Raw genomic sequence first — 25,065 nt, 5'->3', positions numbered from 1 at the left:
CATGGCCTGTATGGATCGCGTCCTGTCGGAAATTAGATTCATGCGATGTAATAACAAAAAGGGATACATAATAACTCCCAACATCGATCATCTTGCGCGACTTGCTGAGGTGCCCTCCGGCCGTAAGCTGAGGGATTTATATTTTTCAGCAACCCTCTCACTATGCGATAGCCGAATCCTCGAGTTCATACTGAAGGCACACGGATACCGGCTACCTGGCGTAGTTACGGGGAGTGATCTCACCGCTAGGCTATTCCAAGACGAAATAAAGAAAGAAGATAAGGTATACATTTTGGGCGGGGACGTAGAGACAATAGAAAAGATTAGAAGTAGATTTCCATACATTGACATCGCCCATCATAATCCTTCTATGGGATTTATACGTGAAACAGAAGAGGTCAATGATGTCGTGGCCAACATTGTTGATTCCCACTCAAACTATGTTTTCCTAGCTGTCGGTTCACCTCAGCAGGAAATAATTGCCAGCAAACTCATGTCCGAACAACGATTCGGTGGTCTCGCATTTTGTATTGGTGCATCGATGCTCTTTCTCGCGGGATCAGAGAAGCGCGCACCGCATTGGATGCAGAGATTACGATTGGAGTGGCTCTACCGAATGATGCAAAATCCCAAGCGCCTGGCCATGCGGTATTTTAATAACGCCCTAAAATTGCCGTTTATAAACCGACAAATTGCAATACATCTCAGGCAGAAAGCCGAATCTTAATTATGCGAATTGCAAGGAAGCTACGTTGAAAAGTAGAGATTACCTGATTATATCGCCTTGTCGCGACGAAGCGGAGTATATGGAGCGCACACTGGATAGTGTGGTATCGCAGTCGGTGGTGCCGAAATTATGGATTATCGTTGATGATGGATCCACAGACAGATCACCTATCATTCTTGAACGATACGCTGATCGATATCCATTCATTAAGGTCGTGAAGCGGGAGAACCGGGGATTTCGTAACGTAGGGCCTGGTGTCGTCGACGCATTTTACGCTGGTTTGCGACAAGCCAATATCGCGGACTACCAGTATATATGCAAATTAGACCTAGATCTTGAATTGCCCGAAAAGTACTTTGAAACACTGATTGAAAAAATGGAAGCTGATCCCCGTTTAGGCACTTGTAGTGGAAAACCATATAACGAGCGTGAAGGTAGATTGGTTAGTGAACGGCGTGGCGATGAAATGTCCGCTGGAATGACAAAATTCTACAGAGTCACATGTTTCCAACAAATTGGGGGGTTGGTTCGGGAAGTCATGTGGGACGCGATCGACTGCCATAAATGCAGACAGCTTGGGTGGCGTGCTCAGAGCTGGGATGAGCCAGATTTGAATTTTGTTCACCTGCGTGTCATGGGATCAAGCCAAGATGGAGTGCTTACCGGACGGTCAAGGCACGGATTTGGGCAGTACTTTATGGGTACCGGATGGATATACATGTTAAGTACCTGTATTTATCGTGCGATTGAATACCCTTACATCATTGGTGGCGTGGCCATGTTTAATGGTTATCTTTGCGCTCTAATAAAGAGTAAGCCCAAGCTAAATGACCCAGAATTAGTATCTGAGATCCGACGCTATCAGTGGAAGTCCTTGTTCTCAGGTAAAAAAAACGCGACAAAATCGATAGAGCTAGAAAATGAACATCGGTGGAGCCCAACCGATATTGAGGCCGGCTCTAAAATACTCCTAGAGCGCATGTTTCCGAAAAACAATAAGGCCTGTATCGACCGGGCTGATAAGCGGTCCGTAGCTATTTCGGAGCCGTCATGAGTAGCGAGCCGAATGCGATCGCTTATGTCGCACCAGAAATACCGGGGCCTTCCAGCACATTTGTATACAACGAAATTATTGAGGTTGAGAAGTTTGGGGTGCAGGTATTCCCTTTCTCTCTGCATTCAGTAGATGGAGTTTCCACTAACAAGACGGTTCGCTACGTAGCAGAGAGATGTACTTATCTGTACGGTATTGGATTAGCATCTTTACTAACAGTTAACCTTCTGCTCTTTATTAACAGGCCAGTCAGTTACCTTAGTTCAATGGCAACCTGCATACTGGACGTGGCCAAGTGCATAGCCAGGCCGAGAGTCGCCCTGGGTTTAATCTACCGGTTTCTGGTTGCCGGATTTTTAGCCCGAGAGGTCTCGGATAAGGGTTTGAAACATATACATTGCCACTTCTCGCATATAGCGTCAGATGTCGGTATGTATGCAGCCAAAATCTGTAGGATACCTTTTAGTTTTACCGCTCATGCAAATGACATTTTTGAGAGAGGCTATTTGCTGAAGGAGAAGAGCGCACGAGCCAAGTTTATAGCGACGATTTCAATTTTTAATATCAAAAAGTTAGCTAGCCTTGGGATAAATCGAGAAAAAATTAAATTAGTGCGATGTGGCGTTGACTCACATACATTTTCACCAAGAAGTCGAGTCCGAAAAGAGAGGCACGAAAAAATAATCGGATTTCTTGGTCGGCTAGTTGAAAAAAAAGGCGTGGATCTATTAATTAGCGCGGCAGAAATATTAATCAGACAGGGGCATTCAGTACACCTTGAAGTGATGGGCGATGGACCACTTCTTTCCGAGCTGCAGGGCATCGCTGACAGCCTGAGCATTGCTGACCATATAACTTTCGGCGGACCACTTTCACATACCTCAGTTTCATCATGGTTTGAGAAAATCGATTATTTCGTGTTTCCGGGAAAAATTGATTCCAACGGCGATATGGACGGCATACCCGTTGTTTTAATGGAAGCAATGATGCGTGGCGTTCCGGTCATCGCGACAAATGTATCAGGTATACCTGAGCTCGTCCGGAATGGAGATACTGGTCGCCTTGTGAGCCCAGCAGCGAAGGACATCGCCGCGGCAATTGACGAAGCGATACTAGACACAGACGAACAAGAAGCACAGAAGGTTACTCGCGCAATCAATCTGGTTCAAAGCGAATTCAATATCACGGAAAATACCAGAAAACTAGTCGAATATTTTGACATTGATGCGGCCCCTCAGATATGCCCAACCTCATTGCACAGCTAGCGATCCTATGCTGGCCGGTAGTGTCAGTACTCCTGTATGTCAGGTTGAGCGCATTAACCGCCACATTTTGGACGATTTTTGGTGCGTATATGTTCTTGCCGATGAAAGTCTCCTATGTGCTTCCATTGATCCCAAATATTGACAAACAAAATGTCGCAGCCTACTGCGCGCTTTTCGGATGTCTGGTAATCAAGAAGATAAAGTTCCGTTTTGTTGCAGGCGCGCCGGGCGCTCGACTACTTGTACTAATAGGACTTTCAGTCTCGACCTTTACCGTACTCACCAACTCTGAGCCAGTATTTACTGGTATGACAGTAAAACCCGGCCTGTCACCGAAAGACATCATTTCGATGACATTTCAAATGACATTTGCTTTTACGCCCTTTGTCTTGGGAGCCCTTTTGATAAAGAGCATCGATGATGGGATAAAAGTGTTGCGATTAATCGCTATTGCCGGCTTAATCTATTCGCCCTTTTTGGTTATTGAAGTGCTACTCAGCCCTCAATTACATACCTGGGTTTACGGATTCTTTCCGCATTCGTTTGGCCAACAAATAAGATTTGGTGGCTTCCGACCAGTGGTATTCATGGGGCACGGCCTTGTGGTCGCCAATTTTAGTGTCGCAGTGCTGATAGCGATAGCTGGACTCTGGAAAGCCAAGCAAAAAATATTCATTTTTCCGAATATAGTTTTAGTTTTCTACGCTTTATTTCTGTTGTTAATATGCAAGTCAGTTGGCGCATGGCTTTTAGGTTTCCTTGGTTTCGCAATACTATTATTTCTACCGATCCGTTTAGCCACACTAACTGCTTTTTCCTTGGCTAGCGCCGTCTTTTTATACCCATTGCTTTCTATAGCAAACCTGATTCCCCACGATGCCCTACTCGATTTGGCGGCTAAATTTGGGCCAGACAAAGTTGGCTCTCTCGCTTTTCGATTTGAGCATGAGGAAGCATTGCTCGCACATGGCCAAGAGAAACTTCTCTTTGGCTGGGGGGGATGGGATAGAAATCGTATTGATGGTGCTGTCACAGATGGCTTCTGGATTATCAAGTTTACGCAGTTCGGACTACTGGGCTATCTAGTCTTCCTTGGTCTTCCAATGCTTGCCGTTAAAAATTTACGGAAAGCCGTCAATTCATCTAGAAATGATATAGAAGCAAGAATCTACTGTGTTTTCGCACTATTGATTGCATTGATCATGGTGGACCAAATCCCAAATGCTTCCCAGCAAAACTGGGTCTACTTCCTTTATGGCGTCGCAACGGGTCTAGTGGCAAGTCGAAGAAATGAAATGGATATGAAACGTAAGCGAAGCGCGAATAATACCCTCGCATGTGCGTCCAACTACGACCGACGATCTAACAAGGGTTTCGTCCAAGTCAATGGGGAATCAAATGTTTAGAGATATAGTAAATTTTCTAGGCAAGAATCTCATCCCTTTCAATAACCCGCGGGTTGTATGCCCGCCTGGACCTCTACCCACGGCAAGCGGCAAGCCAATCATAGTGGCGTCAATCATGCGTTCGGGAACACACATAGCGATTGATATGCTATTGAATAACTTTCCGTCGATCGCAAACAGTCCTTTGTACCTTGATGCTGACCAATTTTTTAGATCAAAAAATAACCGCGAAAAATATTTACAAGGGAATCTCGAAATTGGTCACTGTGTAGTTAAAACGCACTATCCGCAGCTCTTTCCGGAAGAAAAGAACGCTATCTTCAAGGATCTAATTTCAAAATCCCATGTAATCCTTTTGCATCGCCCCGTAGATCAAACTTATCGCTCATTGAGTGCCTGGGTGGAAACGCAAGACTTCGAGGCTTACAAGGAATCTGTTTCTGAATTCTATGAGTTCTGGCATGCCGCAGCGCCAGACAGACTAGATGTTTCATTTGAAGATTTAACTGACCCCATAGGGTTCTTAAAATTGATCTCCATGGTCGAAGAAAAGACCGGATTGGAGCGTCGAAGCAGAACGAAATATCCAGTGAATCCAAAAAACACATGGGTAATGATTGTTACAAAAATTGCAACGCGATGGTTCGGCATCAACGCACCCACAATTAATACCGGTATTCGTAGCGGGATGAGTGGAAAATAGAGCATAAAACATGCGTGAAAAAAAAGTTCTTTTAATAATAGAAAGTTGTAATCCCGAGCTGAGCTCTGTTCCCCTTGTTGGATATAATTTCTACAAAGCAATCAAGAGATTTTCAAATGTCCATCTCGTGACACACTGCCGCAATAGAGGAGCGCTAACTCGGTGCGGGGTACTTTCGAATGTAACGTATTACGAACAGACGACATTCGAAATCCTCTACTACAAATTTATCTGCTTCCTATCAACCTATCGTGGGCAAGTTATTTGGCCGATTAGACATGCGCTGCAGTTTCCGATCTATTTCTTTTTCGATAAATTCGTACACAAGAAATTTGCAAGCTCAGTAGGAAAAGGTGAATTTGATATCGTACATGCACTGACACCAATTCTCCCGCGGTTTCCCTACAAAATTAGCCATTCATGTAAAGATGGAGCTGTTAAAACACCATTTATAATTGGTCCAGTAAACGGAGGAGTTCCGTATCCGAAAGGATTTAAAGATGTTGCACGAAGGGAATTTAGCTATCTAAACTTTATTCGAAAAATTGGCAAATGGCTTGTTCCCGGCTATCGAAAAACGTACGAACGAGCGGATGTCATTTTGTCAGGCTCAACCTATACGCTCAATTTTATTAAAAAAATATTCCCGCATACGTCAGATAGAATAAAGCTTATGTATGAAAATGGGGTATCCGATAGCTTTTTTCGAGATGACGCCTTGTACACAACCAGGCGCCGCGGTCCCACGCTTGCCGACGGAGATGCAGGACACGAAAATGGCCATACCTCTGATAAATTCCAGCTTCTATTCTTAGGTCGTATTGAGCCGTATAAAGGCTGTGACATGATCGTGGACGCGCTCGGTCAGCTTACCGCTGTCGAGCGCAGTCTCTTAAAGCTAATTATTGTAGGAGAGGGTTCTCAGCGCTTTGAGCTAGAGAAGCTGGTGGCGAAGTATGGTCTTGAAGAAGTTGTGGAGTTTAAAGGCTGGATTGACCATTCTGAAGTATCTTCAGAATATGCGAGTGCAGACTTATTCTGCTTTCCCTCGCTTCGTGAGTTTGGAGGTGCTGTTGTCATGGAGGCGATGGCGTCTGGTTTGCCTTGCGTAGTAGTTGATAACGGCGGTATAGGGGAGTATGTGACAGAAACTACCGGCGTCAAAATAAAGCCGCACGACCGAGCTTATGTTGTCCAAAAGCTAAAAGACATCATATTATCCTTTTCCAGCAGAACCGAAAATTACGAAAAAATGCGCGCGGCTGCTGCAAGAAGAGCACGCACTTTCTCGTGGGATAATAAAAGCTTGGAGTTAGAAGCAATCTACAGTGGAGTGCTAGTTGGAAGCTCCGGAAAAACAGGAGAGCTAATTAGCAGTGTATAATATGCTGTAATAATGTATTTGCCGAACTGCGATGACAAAATCTCTTTTCGGCTGTGTCACGAGCATTCTTTCCTATAATTTTTAGTCTTGCGGGATCTTGAAGCAAGTACAATAAAGCACGCTTGATATCATCTACGCTTTTTTGTTGGACAAGCAAGCCGTCGTGATTATCTGAAATCATATCTTTTGTACCACCGATGATCGAACAGATGGGAGCAACTCCGCATGCCATTGCTTCCATTATTGCGACCGGTGCAGCCTCACCGAATCCAAAGCTTGTTAACATGAAAACATCTGTGTTCTGTAAAATCTCGTATACCTCTCCCTCCCTCCGGAAGCCAAGAAATTCTACTTTGCCAGCCAAGCCAAGCGATTCGACTTCTTGCTCGAGTTTAGACCTCATTTCACCGTCGCCGACAATCTGATATCGAAACTCTATGTCTTCAGGAAGCTCTGCCAAGGCGCGAAGCGCAAAAGTATGCCCTTTAACAAAAGCCAGACGACTAACAGAGGTAATAATATAGGGCTTATCATGACGGTCAGAATACGATCTCGGTAAAAACTTACTGATGTCAACGCCCATGGGTAATACGTGAACACGCTCGGGTGGATAATCAGGAATTGTAGCTAACACCTCCGCTTTAAGCGGCTTTGTAACCGTGATGATGCAAGCGGCGGATTGAAGCTTAAACTGGTGATTGTCACCATATTGATTTAAGTTTCCATGAATGCAAACGCTATACGTAAAGCTTCCCGATAGCGCTGCCAGTGCGGCAACATGAGCCGCATCTGCCGAGGAATGTACATGAATATGATGAATATCTTTGCTTTTGCTATATATTATTAAATTTGCTGCAAAGGGAATGAATAAGCATGTCCTTAGCCTCGTCCTGAAACTTCCTTTTAACCGAATACAATATGCCAAGGCACGCATTAGCCAGAAAAGATGTCCGAGACAAAAGCCTAGTACTCGTAAAACAGGCATCGGACTCAAATAAAATGTGTCGTGCAAGTTTTCACAAAATTCATGGAAGTTCTTTTCTCGCGGCTTTCTCGTCGATACGATGTAAGCGTTTTGCCCAGAATCTCTGAGAGCCTGAATTTCACGCCAGAAAAATATGTGAGTTTGGCCGGGAAACTCGGGAATGAGAACGGCAATATTTGACGCGCCGTGCATAAGGGTACTCCTTTACTTGCCAAGCAGGCACTATCTGGACATGCCTGGCTCCAAAATCATATTCCTGCAGACGGCTCTATTCCATCTAGCCGAACTTTAGGACTTAGGGGTTGCAAAGCACGGCAATAATACCATACAAGTATTTGGCGGGTAATTACCTTGGTAAGTTTGGCGGTGGGTCACGCCGCACCATGAAATTTCCGTAGATTGCAGTGGGTAATACTACTCGCCGGGCAACGCTCTCGGAGTGGTCCGAAACTAAAATAGAAGGTATGAATGCAAATGACGCGTAGAACATGCTGTTATAATTTAAGAAACTGGAATCGGGTGGACTATTTAAGCAGGTTGATAGAGTATGAGTTGACTAGATTCAGCTCTCGCCTACATAGTATTAAAGTTTGCGCGATAAGTATTTGTATCAAAGAACTCACAATCGTCATCTGAATTGAGCATTCAGTACTCGATAGATATATGAGAGCTAATCTGCATACTTATGGTGCGAATTATTCTCAATTATGCCTGTTTCTGTTTAGTGATTTATTCTCACATAATGTAATTTCCCCTGACTAAATGGGCTGAGTCGTCACAAAAAGAAGAAAACTAAAGAGCTAACCTCGTATAGGCGTGGACAAGTAAAACTAGTAACCCATACTTTTTTTGCTTTTTAATCCACGAGAGACGAGGTAAAAAATGGCCAGGTGTTTAATGTACGCCCTAATACTAATGATATGTACGGCATGCGCAGCGGAAAATCCATCGCCTGCCGAGTCCAAGAAAAAAATCAGGAATAGCGCGCCGGTCATCGAGCTAATGGGCGCAAAACGTATGCAGCTTCTGCATGGTTCGGGCTACCGGGATCCAGGCGCGACTGCAGTGGATAAAGAGGACGGTGACATAAGTCATGAGATCACCGTAACGGGGCTTCCGATTGACACGTCTACCCCTGGCGATTACAAGGTTACTTATAGTGTCACCGATAGTGGAGAATCGGTCGACACAGAGGAAAGACTGGTTACCATCGAAGAAAACAGGCCTCCGAGCATATCCCTGTTAGGGGAAGAATATATTGAGATAAAACGAGGGTCGGTTTTTACCGACCCTGGCGCGACCGCACGTGATACTGAGGACGGCGACATCACCTCGGAGATTCAGGTAGTCGACCACGTTGATTCCAATACTGTTGGTGACTATTCAGTGGACTACCGAGTGCGAGACAGTGCAGGGGCTGAGGTAAGTGCAAGCCGGCGGGTAACCGTCACTGAGGCACCATCTCCCTATTCGCATATCCCCGTTACTATTGATAAGCAAGGTTACACTACGGTCGTACCCGCCCAAGATTCGAAACTAATTTATGTCAGTAATAGTACTGGAGATAATCATAATGATGGCTTAACTCCAGAAAGTCCTGTTAAAACCATTGTCAAAGGGAAGAGTTTATTGAGAGATGGCTACCCTGATTGGCTTTTACTAAAGATCGGCGATCAATGGCCAGAAGGTCTCGGTAAGTGGGTAAAAAGCGGGCGATCCCCTAAAGAACCAATGGTAGTGACTGCTTATGGCAAAGGGGTGGACCGCCCATTGTTAATGACAGGCTCTAATGATGGCTTGCGCGCCTCTGGTGGTGGCGGTTCGCCAAAAATTATTGAGAACCTCGTTGTTAGCGGTTTACATTTTTATGCTCATACGAGAGATCCAGATTCAGAGAGCTTCACATCTGTATCAGTGAGTCGGGGAATAAATTGGTTTAGAGGAACGTCGTATCTACTTATTGAAGACAATTATATTGAGCACTACAAGGAAGGGATACAAATAGACGATCTTGACAACTTGAATATAAGCGGAGTAACGATCAGAAGAAACGTCATCGTTGACTCGTACTCTACTAGCTCCCATGCCCAGGGCATATATGTTGCGAGATCCGAAGGCGTATTGATAGAAGAAAATACTTTTGATCACAACGGTTGGCACGAATCATTTCCCGGCGCAAACGCAACAAAATTTAATCATTCTATTTACATACAAAATGGAAACCTGGACATCGACATTCGGAATAACATTATCTCTCGAAGCTCGAGTCATGGAATGCAACTACGTCCCGGTGGGGTCATAGATGGTAATTTTTTGATCAGAAATCCTATATCGATACTGCTTGGCTTATCGGATAGCGGTGTGAGTGATGGAAAAATTACAAATAATATAATTTTGAACGGCAATGATATCGGGCCAGGTCCATTACAAAGGGGCTGGGGAATCGATTTTAAGCCTGAAAATAATGCCTTAGTTGAGAATAATATAGTGGCGCATGTACTAAGTGCCGCTGGCAATCGGTTTGGTATAAAAGAATCAGCCGTAGCAACTTATGGGAAAAATATCGTCTATCGATGGGAGGAAGGCACTGACGCCGGGAAATCCTACTCTGACCCAGAGCGCACTATTGAAGAATTTGATCAGATTCTGGGCGGCGATGGGACCTTTGAGTCATTCATCGCAAACATCAGGTCCCAATCGAGACTAAATTGGAACCAGGACTATTCGATCGAAAACATAAAACAATTTTTTAGAGAGGGCTTTGCAGAGAAAACCCTCTAGGAATTTAGTCAGGCCTATTTCTTGATACCGTATGCGTTCTCGAAATAGAGCCTGATTTCTTCCACATCGTACTTCGGCTTCGGCTTTCTAAGAGAATGAGATCTGACGTTTTCAATAAAAGAGTCAATGGTTCCTTGACCACCAGCTTGCGCATCAAAGTCCTGAATAGTCCGAGTAGGTTCCGGGAAAGTGGAAGCCGGTTGCGATTGGTCTCCCCAATTAAATATCGCATTATTTGACTGGGTTGAGAGGTTGTTGGATGCGATTGCCATTGGACTTGGTGCTTCCGAGTCTTCGTGCGCAATTATGTTATTTTCAACCTCTGCAGAGACGATGCCCGGACCGAAGTCGATTCCCCAGCCCCTGGGTTCATCTGCCGAAATATCGCTACCATGAAGAATGACATTATTGTCTATAAATCCTGGGTCCCCTTGTCCGGAATCACCGCCGAGCATCAATGCGATAGCATTACGAACGAGAACGTTACCCTGCATTAGCCCGCCGGAACGCAACTGTACTCCATGACTAGAGCTACGGGTGATAATATTATCGACGACTTCAATGTTCCTATTCGTGGTTTGCACGTAGATACTGTGGTTGAACTTTGTTTTGTCTGCTCCGGCAACATCTGTGTTCCAACCAATATGGTCAAAAACGTTTCGTTCAATACGAACATTATCAGTCTTGTCGAGGAAAATGCCTTGAGCGTGGTCTCCAGATACGTTGTAAGAATCCACGATAACATTGTTCTTTATTAGTACGTTCCTGATGTCGAAGCCATCTGTTTCCTGCAGCGCAATGGCCTCCTTATAAAATTGAAACATGTTATCTTCAATAAGCAACCCGTTAGTGCCTCGCAGCCAGAAGATCCCACGATCTGAATTTGCACCTGAGAATTCAGGAGCGTTTGGATCACGATTCGCCGCGTAGAAATGTAGCCCATGAATCACAAGGTGATTGACAAACTCCGGGCTCCCCCCCCCGCCTTGAAAGCGGAAAGCACTACCGTTAGTTCGCAGCAGTGGGCGCTGATCTCCGTGGCCATAGCTTGTGATGACCATCGGTTCAGATTGGCTTCGTCCTGACTTTGCCCACGCGCCTATTCCAGTGTTCCAGGTATCACCGGACTTGAGTGCAAGCCAGTCAGGATAACCATCGCGAAGTAGTGAAATCCCGCGTTGAATAGATTTTACTGGGTCGTTAGAGGACAGACCGCTGTTCGCATCGTCTCCGTCCTGGTTGCTTACATAGATAATATGGGAGTCGTCGCCCGGAAGAATTTGAGTGTAGTGGTCAACCTTTTGCATGATTGGGAGATAGTCAACCACCAGTACATTCGCAACATCTGTCTCAGTGTTTCCATCTTCAGCGGTCACAACGAGCTCCACTTCATAATTTCCGACCGAAGTGGACTGGAGTGTGGGTGTTGGCGTCCCCGGATTAAGGAGTGTCGCAGAAGAAGTAGCTGGTGCGGACTTGATTGACCAACTATAAGAAAGGGCGCCGCTCACAGAACTACTAGCGCTGCCATCTAGGGGAATATCAACGCCTTCTGGTGCGGAGTAACTGCCGCCGGCGTCCGCAACAGGGCCTTCGCTATCCGGCTCTACTACGTTTACGGTCACTATATCAGTAGAGGATGCCGCCCCGTCACTTACAGACAACTGTATTTCATAGGTCCCAATTTCACTGGCCGAGAAATTCGTTTGCTCAGCAGTCTCCGAGGAAAGGGCCGGGCTGGCATTATCTGGTGATGACGCAATACTCCAACTATATGTGAGAGGGTCACCATCTGGATCGGAGCTGCGCGCACCGGAAAGAGACACTGGCTGCCCCGGATTGGTGCTTTGATTGGGGCCAGCATCTGCAATTGGCGCCCTGTTAGCGGGAGAGCCGGACGTATCGCTGTCACCTCCGCCACCTCCGCAACCGAAGAGCAGCGAGCAAAGAATAGAAAAAATAAAGACGTATTTCATATTGGTCTATCCGTACTAATTAATACCAGCAAAATAGCCGGAATTTCCAGAAATCACTGACTACACATTTATGAATTGCCGCTGAGATGAAAAGGTGACCGAAGAGCCTAAAGAACAGCATTGTCTCCAGCGTTGGAAAACATGGCGATACGTATATGTGTCGAGTGGCTATTATATGTACTGCGGCTTAAAAAAAGTGTGACCAGTGCGCAAATGTGTAGATGCCTATTCTGCGAAAAAATGAGTTACGCGCCTATTGAGTGAGAAGATTGGAGTACAATTTCCACTTGATATGTAAAGAAGATAAAATTAGCGACTATACATAACGTAGTCTCAAGGATGAAAATTACCTTTGCGTTTCCAGTCCCCTCTCTGAGCGGCGGTTGTCGGGTCGTTGCGATCTATGCCCAGGCCCTCGCCCACATGGGCCATGAAGTAACTATCGTTTGTCCTCTATATAAGTACGGCGGAATAGTGAATTCTGTTAAGCGCCTGGTCAAAGGGGCGATTTCACCCCGTGCCCGGCTGGCATCCTCACATTTTGCTGATCTGGATGGCATCAGGATCATTCAGCTGCCAATTGAAAAATTAACTTATCCGCACCTCTACCCTGCCGCTGACGTTTTGGTTGCTACCTGGTGGAAAACTGTTGAGTGGATTAACGGATTTCCGGAAGATCGGGGAAAAAAATGCTATTTCGTGCAGCACTACGAGATGCATGAGGAGCAACCTTCAGCGCGCGTCCGTGAGACCTATAGAACACGCTATCCCAAAATAGTGATTGCTGAATGGTTATCACGGGTAATGAACGAAAAGTATCATGATGACGGCGCTGTGCTAGTTCCCAATGCGGTAGATCCCGGTGAATTTTATCGGCCTCTTGGTTCGGAGGCTGAAAAGTACACCCTCTGTAGCATGTACTCTGAATCTAGGTTTAAGGGCCTCGATATAACAATGACAGCCTTTTTGGAAGCAAGGAAGACTTTTCCCAAGGCGAAATTGATATTGTTCGGCGGCAAGCCATTGAGAGATGGATACACACTACCGGAAGGTGTCGAATTTGAACTTTCACCAAGTAAGGAGCGGTTGAGACAGATATATAGTAGCTCGAGAGCATATATATTTAGTAGTAGAAGTGAGGGTTTTGGGCTGCCAATTCTTGAGGCTCTCGCATGTGGCTGCCCAGTAGTGGCTACAAGAGCGGGGTGTGCTCCTGAGTATATAAAAAATGGAATTAATGGATATCTAAACGATATCGATGATGTAACTGGTCAAGAAAATGCAATCAACAGAATCTTTCAAAAGGACGAAATGGCATGGCTGCACATGTCAAATGAGGCACAAAGAGCGGTTGCCGATCTCAATTGGCAAAATAGCGCTATAAAATTTGAGCGCGCATTGCGGTCTATTGCCACACTCAATGAATCTGGAGATGTTGCGAGTTTTTCCTGAAAAATCTTATCTACTATCAGAAAACGCGCATAAATTGGCAACGTGCTAATGTATTTTTGGCTTTATTGACCGTTCGATCAAAGGGCCGATGAAGAAAATTAAAACTGGGTAACCATGCTTAGTACAAAATCAGGATCCCATACACCAATATTCATAGTGGGGCCACCGAGATCAGGAACTTCGCTTCTTTCAGCTATACTCTGCAGTCACAGCCGGATTGCATGTGGTCCTGAAACGGATCTATTCAGAGCAATACCGCTAGAGACCGCCGTTCAGACAGTTCGTGAGAAGGATTGGCGCCAGCTGGCCGTCCTGCAACTTAAAAGCATTCTATATCCAGATGGAAAGAGTATGCTGAGCCATTTTGGACTGACAGAACAATCGATTAATAAATACCTGTGCACTCAAGAGCCTACCGCGTCGGCAATTTATTCAGCAATTCCAGCCGCATTCGCCTATAGACATGGAAAAGCACGATGGGCAGAAAAAACTCCCCGGCACATAATGTATGCAGACACCATTAGACTGCTCTATCCCGATGCAAAAATAATCCGCATAATTCGAGATCCTCGCGACTCTATTCCATCAGTAGTAAAAAATATTGGCCTGTCCAAATCATTTGTCGGCGAGTTCTATCGCTGGATGTCAGTGTATGAACAAAGTGAACCGTTTTTTCGTGATGATTCAGGCTCGGTCACCGTTCGTTATGAAGATCTGGTGGTAAACCCGTCAAAAGAAGTCGGCGCGATTTGCAAGTTTATCGGTGAAGATTTTGAGCCTGAAATGCTTGAAAGGTCTGGAGCAGATCTTGTACGTGTCGAGACCGAGACATGGAAAGGAGACATTGATAAGCGGATTAACGCTGACTGCATATACGACTGGAAGAGAAAATTAAGCCACCGTGTGGCGAAAGCAGGATCGATAATCTGCTACGAAGCGCTGGAAGCATTTCGATACCCGGAAGGAATAAAGCCCAAGCGGGATATTAAGGTATTCCCTTTGGGAGAGAATTTCGGTGTCGTAAACGAATCCTTCATCATCGACAGCGCCCAAAATGGCATCAGATATTCTACAGCCGGCAAGTCTTATCCTACATCGATATCTGAAGCATTTGTCTGCCATCAGGATGTTTTAATTGGCGACTTGCCGCTTGGAAAAGGTGCGATGGAGAGAGTTTGGAATAGCATGAACGCCATTTTAAGAATCATATCGCGATTCGTGCGCGGTACGCCCGTCAAGGTCGATCCTAATATCCAGCTTGGAGTCGGAACTCTTAGTCGAGTAGTGACAGCGGTTGCATTACGATTTGGACACAAAACGCGGATAGGCTAGCTCACTAATACCTGGCTGCATCGTAGGAGCAATATCCGTCCATTCGGCCAGCCAGATCCCTTACCGTCAGACGGGTCCTATGTGCGACCCCCGTTTCGTTTAAATGATACTCAGTATCAAAAAAATATGAATCAGGGAAAAGATAGGCTACAGGCCTACCTGCGAAAGCGACACCTTCCGCCCGATAGAAATCGACTATTTCATCAAAAAAATCGAGAAATCTTTCCGAATCATATTCCTCAAAGTACATTAGATTAGGTGGCGCTCCGACTATGCAAATTTTGTTCTCTCTCGCCCAGGAGAAATATTGACGAAGCACTGATTTCGAGTATTCAGAAATCTTTCCGTTGCCTATGTCCTTAGGCTGCAAACCCTTCAGTCGTGCGGTATAACTCATAGCCTGCTCGAGGCTATTTCTTATCTGGTCCCCAGAGGGACTTACGTTGCCAACATTGTATACCTTGGCCGAACGACCCTCATAGCGATCACTGCCTCCGCTAAGCCCTTCGAATATCCGTCCGAACGAGACGTTGGCATAACCAAGTATCTGATGCGCAATAGGTAGCGAGCGAAAATACTCGGGATCTCTGGCTAGAAGAAAGTCCATCAATTGTGACGATGGCGCAGCGTCTTGCTGATAGAGCGCATACTCAATCGGTAGATAAACAATATCGCCTGGGATCAGGGATCCTTTGCTCCGCTCAAGTATATAGCTAAGTCCAAGACCAGCATGTACACCGAAATTCGTCGTTGGCCGATGTAATTTCTCCTCTAGCTCCGTAGCTGAGATCCCAAAGAGGCTATTTGATCCGGCGACGATCAAGAGTTTATTTGAATGGGCAGCTCTGGCATGTTCTTCTTTGACATGATACAGGTCGTGAGCCCATTTGGAGCTGGATGTGGGCACGCCTTCTTGCAGTTGAATAAGAAGGACAAGCATGGCTAAGCCTAGGAATACACCAAACGAAAAAGCGATGTAATTGCGCATAGTATCTAGAAGTTAAAGTACAGGAACTCGCTATTCGGCGAGGATGCGATAATTTTTAATGAAAGGGCAAAAAACACCCCCGCAATGACCATCACTCCAGTAGTTTGTATTGTATCTATGCGACCTTTGCTTGGGAGGCTAGTGGTCTCGGAAAACCACCGAATAATTTGATTGGAGTTGGGTAAAAAGAACACAATGAACATTGCAGCGAAGATAAATCCAAAGCCCTTGACGTGGGGAAATGCACCAATGGAAAGTCCGGGTGTTGGGTCGGCGAATATCGAAAATATGTACGGGGCGATAGAGAAAATCTGCTGAGGAACATTAATTCCATTAAGCCCAAAAGCTCCCCGAAGGATGGACAATGCCCCATCCAGTGACTCTGCTCGAAAAAACGACCAAGTCAAGGATACGAGCAAAAATGTAGTGAAAATACCGAACCCACGATAAACAGAAGGGTAAGGAAAAAGGCGATAACCAGAGGGCTTCTCTGATATTGGCGGAACGGTCCGCGGTGAATGACCGTGGCTGTTGGAGCTGAAACCTACAGAAAGTACCTGCCCTGAAGTTGACGTGCCGGCTGTAAAATTCAGCAGCGACTTAGATTGAGCCCACCAGTGATTTACGATCAAGTAAGTGCCATGCAATCCACCCCAAATGACGAAGTTCCATCCTGCACCGTGCCACAATCCGCCAAGTAGCATAGTCACAAATAGGTTTAACGATCTTGATCCCCTCTTGCTACCGCCTAATGGTATATAGAGATAGTCGCGTAAAAAATGCGATAAAGTTATATGCCACCGGCGCCAGAATTCAACGATATTTGCCGACTTATAGGGGGAGTCAAAGTTGATCGGCAAATTGATACCGAACATTTTCGCTAGGCCAACCGCCATATCTGCATAACCGCTAAAATCAAAATATAGCTGCAACGCATAAGCTAGAAGCCCACCCCAGGCATCGAGTAAGGCGGGTTCTCCACCACTATCAGCGGTAGAAAAAACTGGAGTCGCATAATGGGAAAGCTGGTCGGCAATAATGACTTTCTTTGCAAGCCCGATGACAAAGAGTAATAACCCAGAGGATATTTGCTCATGCCTTATTGGTGTGTATGGCAGAGCTGAAAACTGTGGGGCAACGTCTTTGTGATGAACGATAGGGCCCGCAATAAGCTGGGGAAAAAATGATACGAAAAGTAGAAATTGGTCGAATTTTTTTTCAGCGCCCGCTCCGCGGTAAACATCGACAAGGTATGCAATCTGCTGAAAAGTAAAGAATGAAATGGCGAGAGGTAATAGCAGCTCGGGGGCGGTGACCTGAAGGTCGGAAACTCCTGAAATAATCGTGGAGAAAAAACCAAGATATTTGTAGAAACCAATAGCCGCAAGGTTTCCAATAATGCCAATGATCAGGAATAGCTTGGGCCTATCACTGCAAGTGATTATTTTTCCAAGCATGAAATTAAGCACGATAGAAGATAATAGCAGCGCTAAATATAGGGGGTTCCACCATGCATAGAAAAATAGCGAAGCTAGCGAAAGCCATGCGAGCGCCAAGCGGAAGAGAGTCACATGACGCAGAATATAGTAGCCGACCAAAACGGACGGCAGGAATATCAAGATAAAAGTAATAGAATTAAAGAGCACGTCGATTCCATGCCAGCATATTTATTTGTGAATTTTCGCTCTGTAAGCGCTGCTAAATATGTAGCTCCAGATATCGCGCAACATGCTCCGCCTGTCCTGGCATTAGAAGAGATCGATGATTGCCGGGCGCTTCATAGGTAATCAGGTTTTCACAATATTTATTCCATCCTAGATCCTTAGATGGTTTCTCGCCATATAGGTGTTTTCGATCACGGGCCTTAATCAGTACTACCGGCCGTTGAATACGGGACAGGCGAGTTGTGAAAATTGCATTCTTCCGTACTTGATGTCTTACGCGAATATTTATCGACTCTTCGTCACAGTCATGTGCGATAGAGCTGGGTAAAGAGTTCCTGTGAGTAGTGCGTGAACGTCTGCTGTTAAGCCGCTCCAACAAGTATCTCGGACCTTGCTTGAAAATATTCTTGATGTGCTGCGTTACTCGGAAATGGAATTTCTGGTGGGCGGTAAATGCCTCTGGTGTTACCGTATCAAGCAACCCTGTGAACGCTACCTCATGCCCGAGCTTTTCGAGCTCTCGAGCGACCTCAATGGCAATAATTCCGCCAAAGGACTTCCCGGCCAGGTAATAAGGTCCCTTTGGTTGCAGGCTGGTAATTACGGTTAGATATAGCTCGGTAATTCCAGCTATGGAATCTGTTGTAGTGGCCGCAGTAGACGCGGCGCCTTTAATGATTAGATCCATCTCCTCGGGAAGGTATATGGCGTAGACTGATCGATCCGTTGATAACGTCTTTGCTAACTCGAGATATTCGACAACTCCATTGATCAAGAGCAGGGGCGAAATATCGTTGCGCCCCGATTTTAATTGCAGGTACCCTGGATCGTGGGTGAGGCTTGCTGAATCAGTGATATCCTGGTTTGACTGTCGTCGTTCAATCAGGGCTGATTGTTGACGCACGGTGGTATTGCTAACAATATCAGCGATAGAGAGATTGACAAGACACTCTGTAGATATTTTGGTAATAAGACGGACTGCCGAAATCGAGTCCCCGCCCAACTCGAAGAATTGACTGTTTGCATGAACTGAATTTGCACCCAAAAGTTCACGCCAGATATTCGCCACCTTGATTTCAATATTATTACTAAGCGGCAACTCTTCATTCGACTGAAGTGCTCGACAGTCGCTCGGTGCCGGTAACTTGGCTCTGTCAACTTTACCATTGTGATTGGTCGGTACTGACTCAATTTCAAGATACAGTGAGGGCACCATATACTCTGGGAGAAGGCCCCTAGCCTTGTCCTTTATATCGCTGACCGTGGCGCCTACAGATCCATCGGGCAAAATATAGGCCACTAATGCCGCTGAATTGGACTCCTCATTGAGGCATTTTGCTGCGACAACGCAGTCTTTTATTCCCGGTATCCCTTTGAGCGTGCGCTCTACCTCAAGGAGCTCGATCCGATTTCCATTCAGCTGAATCTGGAAATCTTCCCGGCCGAGCATCTCATAGTTTCCTGCCTCATCGACGCGCGTCATGTCTCCCGTCGCAAAGTATCGGCGGCCGTCTATCTCGCGAAATTTCTGTTGATTCAGGTCTTCGCGGTTTAAGTACCCGGCAATGACTCCTGGACTCGAGACAAACAACTCACCACTCTGGCCCTTGCCTACCTCCTTGCCATTCTTATCCAGAACCAGCAGTCTCACATTTTTCTGCGGCCTTCCAATTTTTGTTTTGAGTGGTGCGAGATCTGCTACGGGCCAGTAGGTAACCATACAGCTTGTCTCGCTCGCCCCGTAGTTCACATAGAGATGCACCCAGGGCAGCAGGCTTCGGATCTTGCACAGAAGGTCGGGTGGAACGTTGTCTCCACCCGTGAGGATGCGTTGGAGGTTTTTAAGGCGTGCGACCCTGCGCGGCTCTGCTTCCAGGAATTCAATGAGTCGCGAAAGAAGCGTAGGTACAAAATGCCAAACTGTTACCTCGGCGGCTGCGGAGAAAAGTCTATCGATTTGTAGGATATCGCTACGCTCAACTATGCTGATGGCGCCGCCAGCCGCAAGTAGTGAAAGTAGTTCAAATGTACTGATGCTAAAAGAAGAGCCAGCGACGGAAAGTATACTATGGGACCTATTAAGCTCGAAACACTGGGCGGATGATGACATTCCATGCGCGAGATTCAGCTGCGAAGAAATCGCACCTTTTGGCCGTCCGGTGGTTCCAGACGTAAAAAATATGTGAGACTCGTCCGCTAGTTTCAAGGGATGTTCTCGAAATGGGATTAGCGGGTTCTGTCCACGGCTGAACACATGGTCGTAACATTGAAGCAGCGCAGAGAAATGTTCAGGTATTCTCCCGATAATTGTATCGCTATCTTCGGATGAGCGTAGGATGACCGCGGGCTGCACATCCTCCAGAATCATTTCAATTCTTGCAGCGGGGAAACTCGGGTCTATCGGTACATAAGTCGCTCCAAGCAGGTGTATAGCGAGTAGGCTAACCACTAGTTGTGGACAAGGGTACATTACTACCGCCACCCGAGAGCGGTGGCTAACACCTGAGTATTCTAATCCAGCTGCTAGCTGGCGAGCGGACGATATCAAGGCGCCATAGGATAGGGCATTCTTCCTAAAGGTGACTGCAATCTTATCAGGGCAGATTTCAGCATTGCGCTCAATCTTACGTATTACGGGCTCTTCGATACCGTGTGACGATGGCGCAACTGTATCGGAATAATCGGCTGCCGCTGCACTTCGGCATGCGTCGTCTATGGGTGTAGATTCCACGCTGAATTCGTCCGTTTGTATTCCTAAGAGGTAATGGCGGAACATGCAGATTAAAATCAACGTTCCGCACTCCGCCTTACATTCGACGATGCTAATTGTTCGTCATAGGTTATAAGCGTCGTCGATAAGCGTTAGGCCTCAGACGTGATTTGGGGCTTTCTGCTTGTTAGGCTGTGTGGATTCGGGCGCGGAAGCCTCTTGGGTAGAGTTTGGCGACCAATCGGAAGGCATGAGTGAGAAGTCGATCAGTGTCGACGTGTCGCCGGAGTTTCTCGCATTCTCTATACGCTGATAAAAGTTCTTACCGGTATTCTGTGGGACGCTTGTACTCATTTGAGTCCCCTGCTTGGGGCGCTCCACATACTCTGGAAACGACATTTCCGCGGCGTTCTGCTTGGCATACCCTTTACCGAACAGCTGCTTGAGGTCCCCGAATCCATCATTGCTTACCAGTTGTTGTCCACGTAGGTTGACGCCTCTGGAGATGGCGCGTGCAACGAACTGCTCGAGATTTTCAGTGTCGAAAGCGATATGTTGTACGCTATGGTCGCCATGGCAGTCAGAAAAGGCTGTGACCTGGCTTTTTTTCTTGCGATCTATCCCCTCAACGAGAACGACTCCGAAGGATTCAAAGTCTATACACCAGAGCTTCATGCTGCTGTCCGGGTCGTCGGGGCGTACGTCATCCACGCGCTTGGTGAGCTTTCCCCCCTCTACTTCGATGTGGTACCAAGCCCACTTTTCGATCATTCCCTGTGCGACTGCATATGCGATATGGTCAACTCTGCTGACTCTAGACATTCCATGTCCCCCCTTAAAATTACGCTTTTCACCGCAAAAATTGCGGCCAGCGGACGCCAATATGGCATCGCTGAAAATAATGTCAACTAAAAAATGCTGTGATAGTGCGCACAAAATACGCTGTCATTTCCATATTAATTCCAAATTTGTGCGCGATGCACACTTATTTCTCATGAAGTTCAACTGCGAATTTCCAGAAGTGGCGCGTGATTCAATGTCGAGCAGGTGGGAACGATGTCTTTGCGTTTTTTTTTGCGCCAATAATCGCCTTTTCTAATCCTTGCGGTCGGTTGTGCGCCAAAAATAGTTGAGTCGTATCACACTTTGGGCAGATAATCCGTCGGCGCTGATGTAAGGCACATGAAAAAAGCCAGTCGAAGATATGAAAGCTCGTTAGCAGGGAAAAACGGCCCGGTATATGCATAGGCATATTCGGCACCGTCGCTGATGGGATGTCATGTTGGGCGGTTAATGTACGTTTCGCGGCGTCAGTGTCTTCAGCATAATCGCTGGGTAGCTCAAAACAGGGAATAGTTTAAGGCGTTAAGCCTTTCTTATAGAGGGAGTGCTTGTGGAACAGGGATGGGTCCGCAGTCGGCGAAGTGGCATTACGGCTCTTTACCGATTGTTTGATGTGCTGCTTATTCAGGGGGTGCTGTACGCTAGTCTTGCGTATTTTAACGTCACGCCTGGAAAAGACTGGTTGATCGTAGGCCTTTCGGCCGCTGTATGTTTTGCATTTATTTCAGAGTCCGTCGAGCTATATCGATCTTGGCGCGGTGAATCGTACAAAAGAATTCTTGGCGCAGTGACTGTAGCTTGGGTCGCGGTGTGCGCCTTTCTTATCCTTCTCGCTTATTCGTTCAATGCCTTTGGCGCCGACTATATGCGGCCAGCCGTTGCTGCATGGATGGTTTTCACCTTATTCGGCCTGGCATTCTGGCGTTACTGTTTGCGCCAACTCCTATTCGCCATTCGGCTCAATGGCGGTAATTCACGCAGGGCAGTGATCATTGGCTGTACAGATGCGGGCTATAAACTTGCTAAAGATCTTGCCGAAAATCCGCAGTTAGGAATCCATGTCAATGGTTTCTATGACGTGCCTGAATTTCAAGAGCAGGCTTGCTCCATTAGAGATGAGGCAAGATTCCCTGTGCTGGGCACTGTAGATGAAGCTATAGAAAAAGGGCGTGCAGGAGAACTCGATTTAGTATTTATCGCACTGCCCATGCGCGCTGAACAGATTATCAGTGAGACCTTGGATAAGTTCTCAGATACAACGGCAACCGTACACATTTTGCCCAATTTCTTTGTCGCAAAAATGCTTCATGCACGGTGGCATCAAGTCGGAAGTAGCAGCCTCCTGAGCGTGTTCGATACGCCAATTCAGGGTTTTGATGGATGGTTGAAACGCCTTGAGGACCTGGTCCTGGCTTCAGTAATCCTGGTGCTAATTTCACCGATCTTGCTGGCAGTAGCGGCCGCAGTAAAATTTACCTCACCAGGTCCGGTGATCTTCAAGCAGCGGCGCTACGGCCTTGATGGGCGCACAATTTACGTGTGGAAATTTCGCAGCATGACGGTAATGGATGACGGCGAGCAAGTTGCACAAGCGAAGGCCGGCGATCATCGGGTAACACCGGTTGGAAGAATACTGCGCAGGACATCCCTCGACGAGTTGCCTCAATTTTTCAACGTTTTGCAGGGAACGATGTCGATCGTGGGTCCCAGACCACACGCGGTGGCGCATAACGAAGAATATCGAAGCCAGGTCAATGGTTATATGCTTCGTCACAAGGTGAAGCCTGGTATAACAGGGCTTGCACAAATAAAAGGCTTTAGGGGAGAGACCGATACTCTGTACAAAATGAGCCGACGTGTCGAATATGATCTTGAGTACATCCGACGCTGGTCAATTCTGCTCGACCTGAGAATTATATTCCTGACGATTTATCGCGGTTTTTACCATAAAAACGCCTACTAGCCGTCAGTCCGGGCCGACTTGCCGGTGAATCAGTACGGGGTACTTTCATGAAGCGGAGACACAAGAGCGCTACCGTGGCCTGTCTAGAAAAGCCAAAAAAGAATACCGTGAGCAGAACTTATTTCTTTATCCTGCTTGCTGGAATGACGCCGACAGCAAACGCAGTGACTATAGATCTACCAGCAAATTTTGAGCTCGTTGGATCCGCTGAGCTTGAAGTGCAATACAACGACAACGTCTCGTTAACCTCACAAGATCGCCAGGATGACTGGATTACACGTATATCTCCTTCGCTCGAGGTATCGAGGGAGGGGCAGCTTACAAATCTCAGTTCCAGCTTTACCCTCACGCGTGGACACTACTTGAACGGCACGCGACCAGAATTTACTGACTATGCAGCGGACTTAGGTTGGCAATGGCGTATCGGCTCCCTGGTTGAGCTGCGTTCAACCGCGAGTTATACGGACGTTGCTCAGTCGGTCACAGGTAATTTGGATGGTGAGCTGGCTCCGATTTTGATCGAGGCTGAGCGAACACGGAGCCCCAGTGGTGAAATTGCCATCGCCGTGGGTCGTCAGGGAGCCAGGCTGCAGGGTCTGCTTCGACACGGCATACGGAAAAGCGAGTTTGACGATGCTGTCCGAAACTCGACCGCAATTTATTCTGGCGCAAGTGGAACCTATGAATTGAACGGTATCCTACTAGTAGGAATGGAAGCAGTTAAAACGGATTTGGCGTATGTAGAAGTCCCACAAATTCCTAGCCGAGACAGTGATGAGATACAGCTAATGGCAACCACAGAGGTGAGGTTGCCGAAAACCAGTATCCGATTGCGGGGCGGAAGGCTCCGTAAAAATTTTTCTTTGGACACAAGAGAAAATTTTGAAGGGCCGCGCTGGGATGGAAGGGTTTCCTGGAGTCCAAAGTCATACAGCACTATCTCGTTTTCGATTGGAAAAAACGTTCAGGAATCTCTAGGTATCGCCAGTTTCATCGATGTAAAAAGTTCTTCCGTTACCTGGACTCACCAATGGGGAGAGGCTCTAAGGAGTACGTTTTCTCATAGTGAGACTCAGGGCGAGTTCGTTGGTACTGATCGATTCGATCGGGTGAAGCGATCAAGCTTCTCAATAGGGTACCGACCTATTGACTGGCTGAGTGTGAGACTTGGCGCATCGATTCTTGATAGCAGTACGTCGATAAATGTGTTCGGCCTGGAGAATCAACAGTATTTTCTGGGGCTCGAGGCTCCACTCTAGAAGACAGGTTCTAGTACAGGATTTTTTTATGTATGCATTGAGGCTACCATCGCTGGCTGCAGCGATACTGTTTGTTGTGTTATTGCCGTTTACATATGTGGTAGCCGAAACGGTTGAACACCGAATGAACGCTGGTGACAGAATCTCAATCCGCGTGTACGGCGAGAGCGATCTGAGCATCGACGCCATGTTGGGAGAGTCCGGGAATATAAATTACCCATTCCTCGGTGAGATCAAGGTCGTTGGCCTTACGCCGGAAGAGCTTGAGGCTGTTATTTTGAATGGCCTTAAAGGTGACTATCTGATCAATCCTAGTGTGACCGTATCTATTACTCAATATCGCCCGGTGTTTATCTACGGAGAAGTGCAAGCACCGGGAGGATATAGCTATCAGCCGGGACTGACAGTCGGAAAAGCCACAGCCCTCGCCCAAGGAATCACCGAGCGAGGATCGGAAAATAGAATCTTTCTTACACGAGAAGGTGCTTCGGAAGAGGATAGGCAGCGTGTGGATATGTCCACCAAGCTCCGGCCCGGTGATGTAGTGACAATAGAACAGGGGTTTTTCTAGAA

General features: G+C 46.6%; 18 protein-coding genes. 12 read left to right on the top strand and 6 right to left on the bottom strand.

Going from position 1 to position 25,065, the window contains the following annotated elements:
- Nucleotides 1-40 precede the first annotated feature (40 nt).
- Genes JF535_RS01255 through JF535_RS01230 form a run of 6 tightly spaced genes read left to right on the top strand, consistent with a single transcriptional unit; the run spans nucleotide 41 to nucleotide 6,539 of the window.
- Nucleotides 41-727, top strand: coding sequence for a WecB/TagA/CpsF family glycosyltransferase (locus JF535_RS01255; RefSeq protein WP_206998159.1), 687 nt, complete (start codon nucleotides 41-43; stop codon nucleotides 725-727).
- Between the two features lie 25 nt (nucleotides 728-752).
- Nucleotides 753-1,781 (top strand): glycosyltransferase family 2 protein, encoded by a 1,029-nt coding sequence (locus tag JF535_RS01250; RefSeq protein ID WP_242523546.1) that lies wholly within the window; start codon nucleotides 753-755, stop codon nucleotides 1,779-1,781.
- On the top strand, nucleotides 1,778-3,046 hold the full coding sequence (locus tag JF535_RS01245; RefSeq protein WP_206998157.1) for a glycosyltransferase: 1,269 nt from the start codon (nucleotides 1,778-1,780) through the stop codon (nucleotides 3,044-3,046). The genes JF535_RS01250 and JF535_RS01245 overlap by 4 nt, the downstream gene beginning before the upstream one ends.
- A gap of 44 nt (nucleotides 3,047-3,090) precedes the next feature.
- Complete coding sequence (locus JF535_RS01240) at nucleotides 3,091-4,452, top strand: hypothetical protein (protein ID WP_206998155.1); 1,362 nt, start codon at nucleotides 3,091-3,093, stop codon at nucleotides 4,450-4,452.
- Entirely contained in the window at nucleotides 4,445-5,155 is a 711-nt protein-coding gene (locus JF535_RS01235) for a hypothetical protein (protein ID WP_206998153.1), read from the top strand. Before JF535_RS01240 ends, JF535_RS01235 begins: the two co-directional genes overlap by 8 nt.
- Before the next feature lie 10 nt (nucleotides 5,156-5,165).
- Nucleotides 5,166-6,539, top strand: a complete 1,374-nt coding sequence (locus JF535_RS01230; protein WP_206998151.1) for a glycosyltransferase family 4 protein — start codon at nucleotides 5,166-5,168, stop codon at nucleotides 6,537-6,539.
- Here JF535_RS01230 and JF535_RS01225 read toward each other — a convergent pair.
- Complete coding sequence (locus JF535_RS01225) at nucleotides 6,526-7,716, bottom strand: glycosyltransferase family 4 protein (protein ID WP_206998149.1); 1,191 nt, start codon at nucleotides 7,714-7,716, stop codon at nucleotides 6,526-6,528. The two genes, JF535_RS01230 and JF535_RS01225, sit on opposite strands and share 14 nt — an antisense overlap.
- 690 nt (nucleotides 7,717-8,406) lie before the next feature.
- On the opposite strand from JF535_RS01225, the gene JF535_RS01220 reads away from it, so the two are divergent.
- Entirely contained in the window at nucleotides 8,407-10,305 is a 1,899-nt protein-coding gene (locus JF535_RS01220) for an immunoglobulin-like domain-containing protein (RefSeq protein ID WP_340674098.1), read from the top strand.
- Between the two features lie 14 nt (nucleotides 10,306-10,319).
- On the opposite strand, the gene JF535_RS01215 is transcribed toward JF535_RS01220, so the two are convergent.
- Nucleotides 10,320-12,281, bottom strand: a complete 1,962-nt coding sequence (locus tag JF535_RS01215) for a PKD domain-containing protein (RefSeq protein WP_206998145.1) — start codon at nucleotides 12,279-12,281, stop codon at nucleotides 10,320-10,322.
- Between the two features lie 339 nt (nucleotides 12,282-12,620).
- Between JF535_RS01215 and JF535_RS01210 the strand changes: the two genes are divergently transcribed.
- Complete coding sequence (locus tag JF535_RS01210; protein WP_206998143.1) at nucleotides 12,621-13,733, top strand: glycosyltransferase family 4 protein; 1,113 nt, start codon at nucleotides 12,621-12,623, stop codon at nucleotides 13,731-13,733.
- Nucleotides 13,734-13,847: 114 nt separating this feature from the next.
- Complete coding sequence (locus tag JF535_RS01205; protein WP_206998141.1) at nucleotides 13,848-15,065, top strand: sulfotransferase family protein; 1,218 nt, start codon at nucleotides 13,848-13,850, stop codon at nucleotides 15,063-15,065.
- Between the two features lie 4 nt (nucleotides 15,066-15,069).
- Here the strand turns inward: JF535_RS01205 and JF535_RS01200 are convergent, their stop codons facing one another.
- The 4 genes from JF535_RS01200 to JF535_RS01185 form a co-directional block, all read right to left on the bottom strand.
- Nucleotides 15,070-16,053 carry a hypothetical protein gene (locus tag JF535_RS01200; RefSeq protein ID WP_206998139.1) on the bottom strand — a complete coding sequence of 328 codons (984 nt, stop codon included), beginning with the start codon at nucleotides 16,051-16,053 and terminating at the stop codon, nucleotides 15,070-15,072.
- A gap of 5 nt (nucleotides 16,054-16,058) precedes the next feature.
- On the bottom strand, nucleotides 16,059-17,699 hold the full coding sequence (locus JF535_RS01195; RefSeq protein ID WP_206998137.1) for an MBOAT family protein: 1,641 nt from the start codon (nucleotides 17,697-17,699) through the stop codon (nucleotides 16,059-16,061).
- Between the two features lie 52 nt (nucleotides 17,700-17,751).
- Complete coding sequence (locus tag JF535_RS01190; RefSeq protein WP_242523631.1) at nucleotides 17,752-20,493, bottom strand: AMP-binding protein; 2,742 nt, start codon at nucleotides 20,491-20,493, stop codon at nucleotides 17,752-17,754.
- Nucleotides 20,494-20,586: 93 nt separating this feature from the next.
- Nucleotides 20,587-21,249: a VOC family protein gene (locus tag JF535_RS01185; protein WP_206998133.1), complete on the bottom strand. Its 663-nt coding sequence runs from the start codon at nucleotides 21,247-21,249 to the stop codon at nucleotides 20,587-20,589.
- 634 nt (nucleotides 21,250-21,883) lie between these two features.
- Between JF535_RS01185 and JF535_RS01180 the strand changes: the two genes are divergently transcribed.
- The 3 genes from JF535_RS01180 to JF535_RS01170 all read left to right on the top strand — a co-directional run bounded on the left by JF535_RS01180 (nucleotide 21,884) and on the right by JF535_RS01170 (nucleotide 25,063).
- The gene (locus JF535_RS01180; RefSeq protein WP_340674133.1) at nucleotides 21,884-23,233 is read left to right on the top strand and encodes an undecaprenyl-phosphate glucose phosphotransferase; all 1,350 of its coding nucleotides are present in this window, start codon (nucleotides 21,884-21,886) and stop codon (nucleotides 23,231-23,233) included.
- A gap of 74 nt (nucleotides 23,234-23,307) precedes the next feature.
- Nucleotides 23,308-24,492 carry an outer membrane beta-barrel protein gene (locus JF535_RS01175; RefSeq protein ID WP_206998124.1) on the top strand — a complete coding sequence of 395 codons (1,185 nt, stop codon included), beginning with the start codon at nucleotides 23,308-23,310 and terminating at the stop codon, nucleotides 24,490-24,492.
- 28 nt (nucleotides 24,493-24,520) lie between these two features.
- Entirely contained in the window at nucleotides 24,521-25,063 is a 543-nt protein-coding gene (locus JF535_RS01170; RefSeq protein WP_206998122.1) for a polysaccharide biosynthesis/export family protein, read from the top strand.
- Nucleotides 25,064-25,065: the final 2 nt, after the last annotated feature.

This window comes from Microbulbifer salipaludis (genome assembly GCF_017303155.1).
Classification (GTDB): domain Bacteria; phylum Pseudomonadota; class Gammaproteobacteria; order Pseudomonadales; family Cellvibrionaceae; genus Microbulbifer; species Microbulbifer salipaludis.
This window is presented reverse-complemented; position numbering and strand designations above follow the sequence as displayed.

Excerpts from the sequence above, each read along its gene's own strand:
- JF535_RS01205 (WP_206998141.1), top strand. The coding sequence starts at position 13,848 with ATGCTTAGTACAAAATCAGGATCCCATACACCAATATTCATAGTGGGG.
- JF535_RS01200 (WP_206998139.1), bottom strand. The coding sequence starts at position 16,053 with ATGCGCAATTACATCGCTTTTTCGTTTGGTGTATTCCTAGGCTTAGCC.
- JF535_RS01255 (WP_206998159.1), top strand. The coding sequence starts at position 41 with ATGCGATGTAATAACAAAAAGGGATACATAATAACTCCCAACATCGAT.
- JF535_RS01170 (WP_206998122.1), top strand. The coding sequence starts at position 24,521 with ATGTATGCATTGAGGCTACCATCGCTGGCTGCAGCGATACTGTTTGTT.
- JF535_RS01215 (WP_206998145.1), bottom strand. The coding sequence starts at position 12,281 with ATGAAATACGTCTTTATTTTTTCTATTCTTTGCTCGCTGCTCTTCGGT.
- JF535_RS01185 (WP_206998133.1), bottom strand. The coding sequence starts at position 21,249 with ATGTCTAGAGTCAGCAGAGTTGACCATATCGCATATGCAGTCGCACAG.
- JF535_RS01190 (WP_242523631.1), bottom strand. The coding sequence starts at position 20,493 with ATGTTCCGCCATTACCTCTTAGGAATACAAACGGACGAATTCAGCGTG.
- JF535_RS01220 (WP_340674098.1), top strand. The coding sequence starts at position 8,407 with ATGGCCAGGTGTTTAATGTACGCCCTAATACTAATGATATGTACGGCA.
- JF535_RS01245 (WP_206998157.1), top strand. The coding sequence starts at position 1,778 with ATGAGTAGCGAGCCGAATGCGATCGCTTATGTCGCACCAGAAATACCG.
- JF535_RS01225 (WP_206998149.1), bottom strand. The coding sequence starts at position 7,716 with ATGCACGGCGCGTCAAATATTGCCGTTCTCATTCCCGAGTTTCCCGGC.
- JF535_RS01230 (WP_206998151.1), top strand. The coding sequence starts at position 5,166 with ATGCGTGAAAAAAAAGTTCTTTTAATAATAGAAAGTTGTAATCCCGAG.
- JF535_RS01210 (WP_206998143.1), top strand. The coding sequence starts at position 12,621 with ATGAAAATTACCTTTGCGTTTCCAGTCCCCTCTCTGAGCGGCGGTTGT.
- JF535_RS01235 (WP_206998153.1), top strand. The coding sequence starts at position 4,445 with ATGTTTAGAGATATAGTAAATTTTCTAGGCAAGAATCTCATCCCTTTC.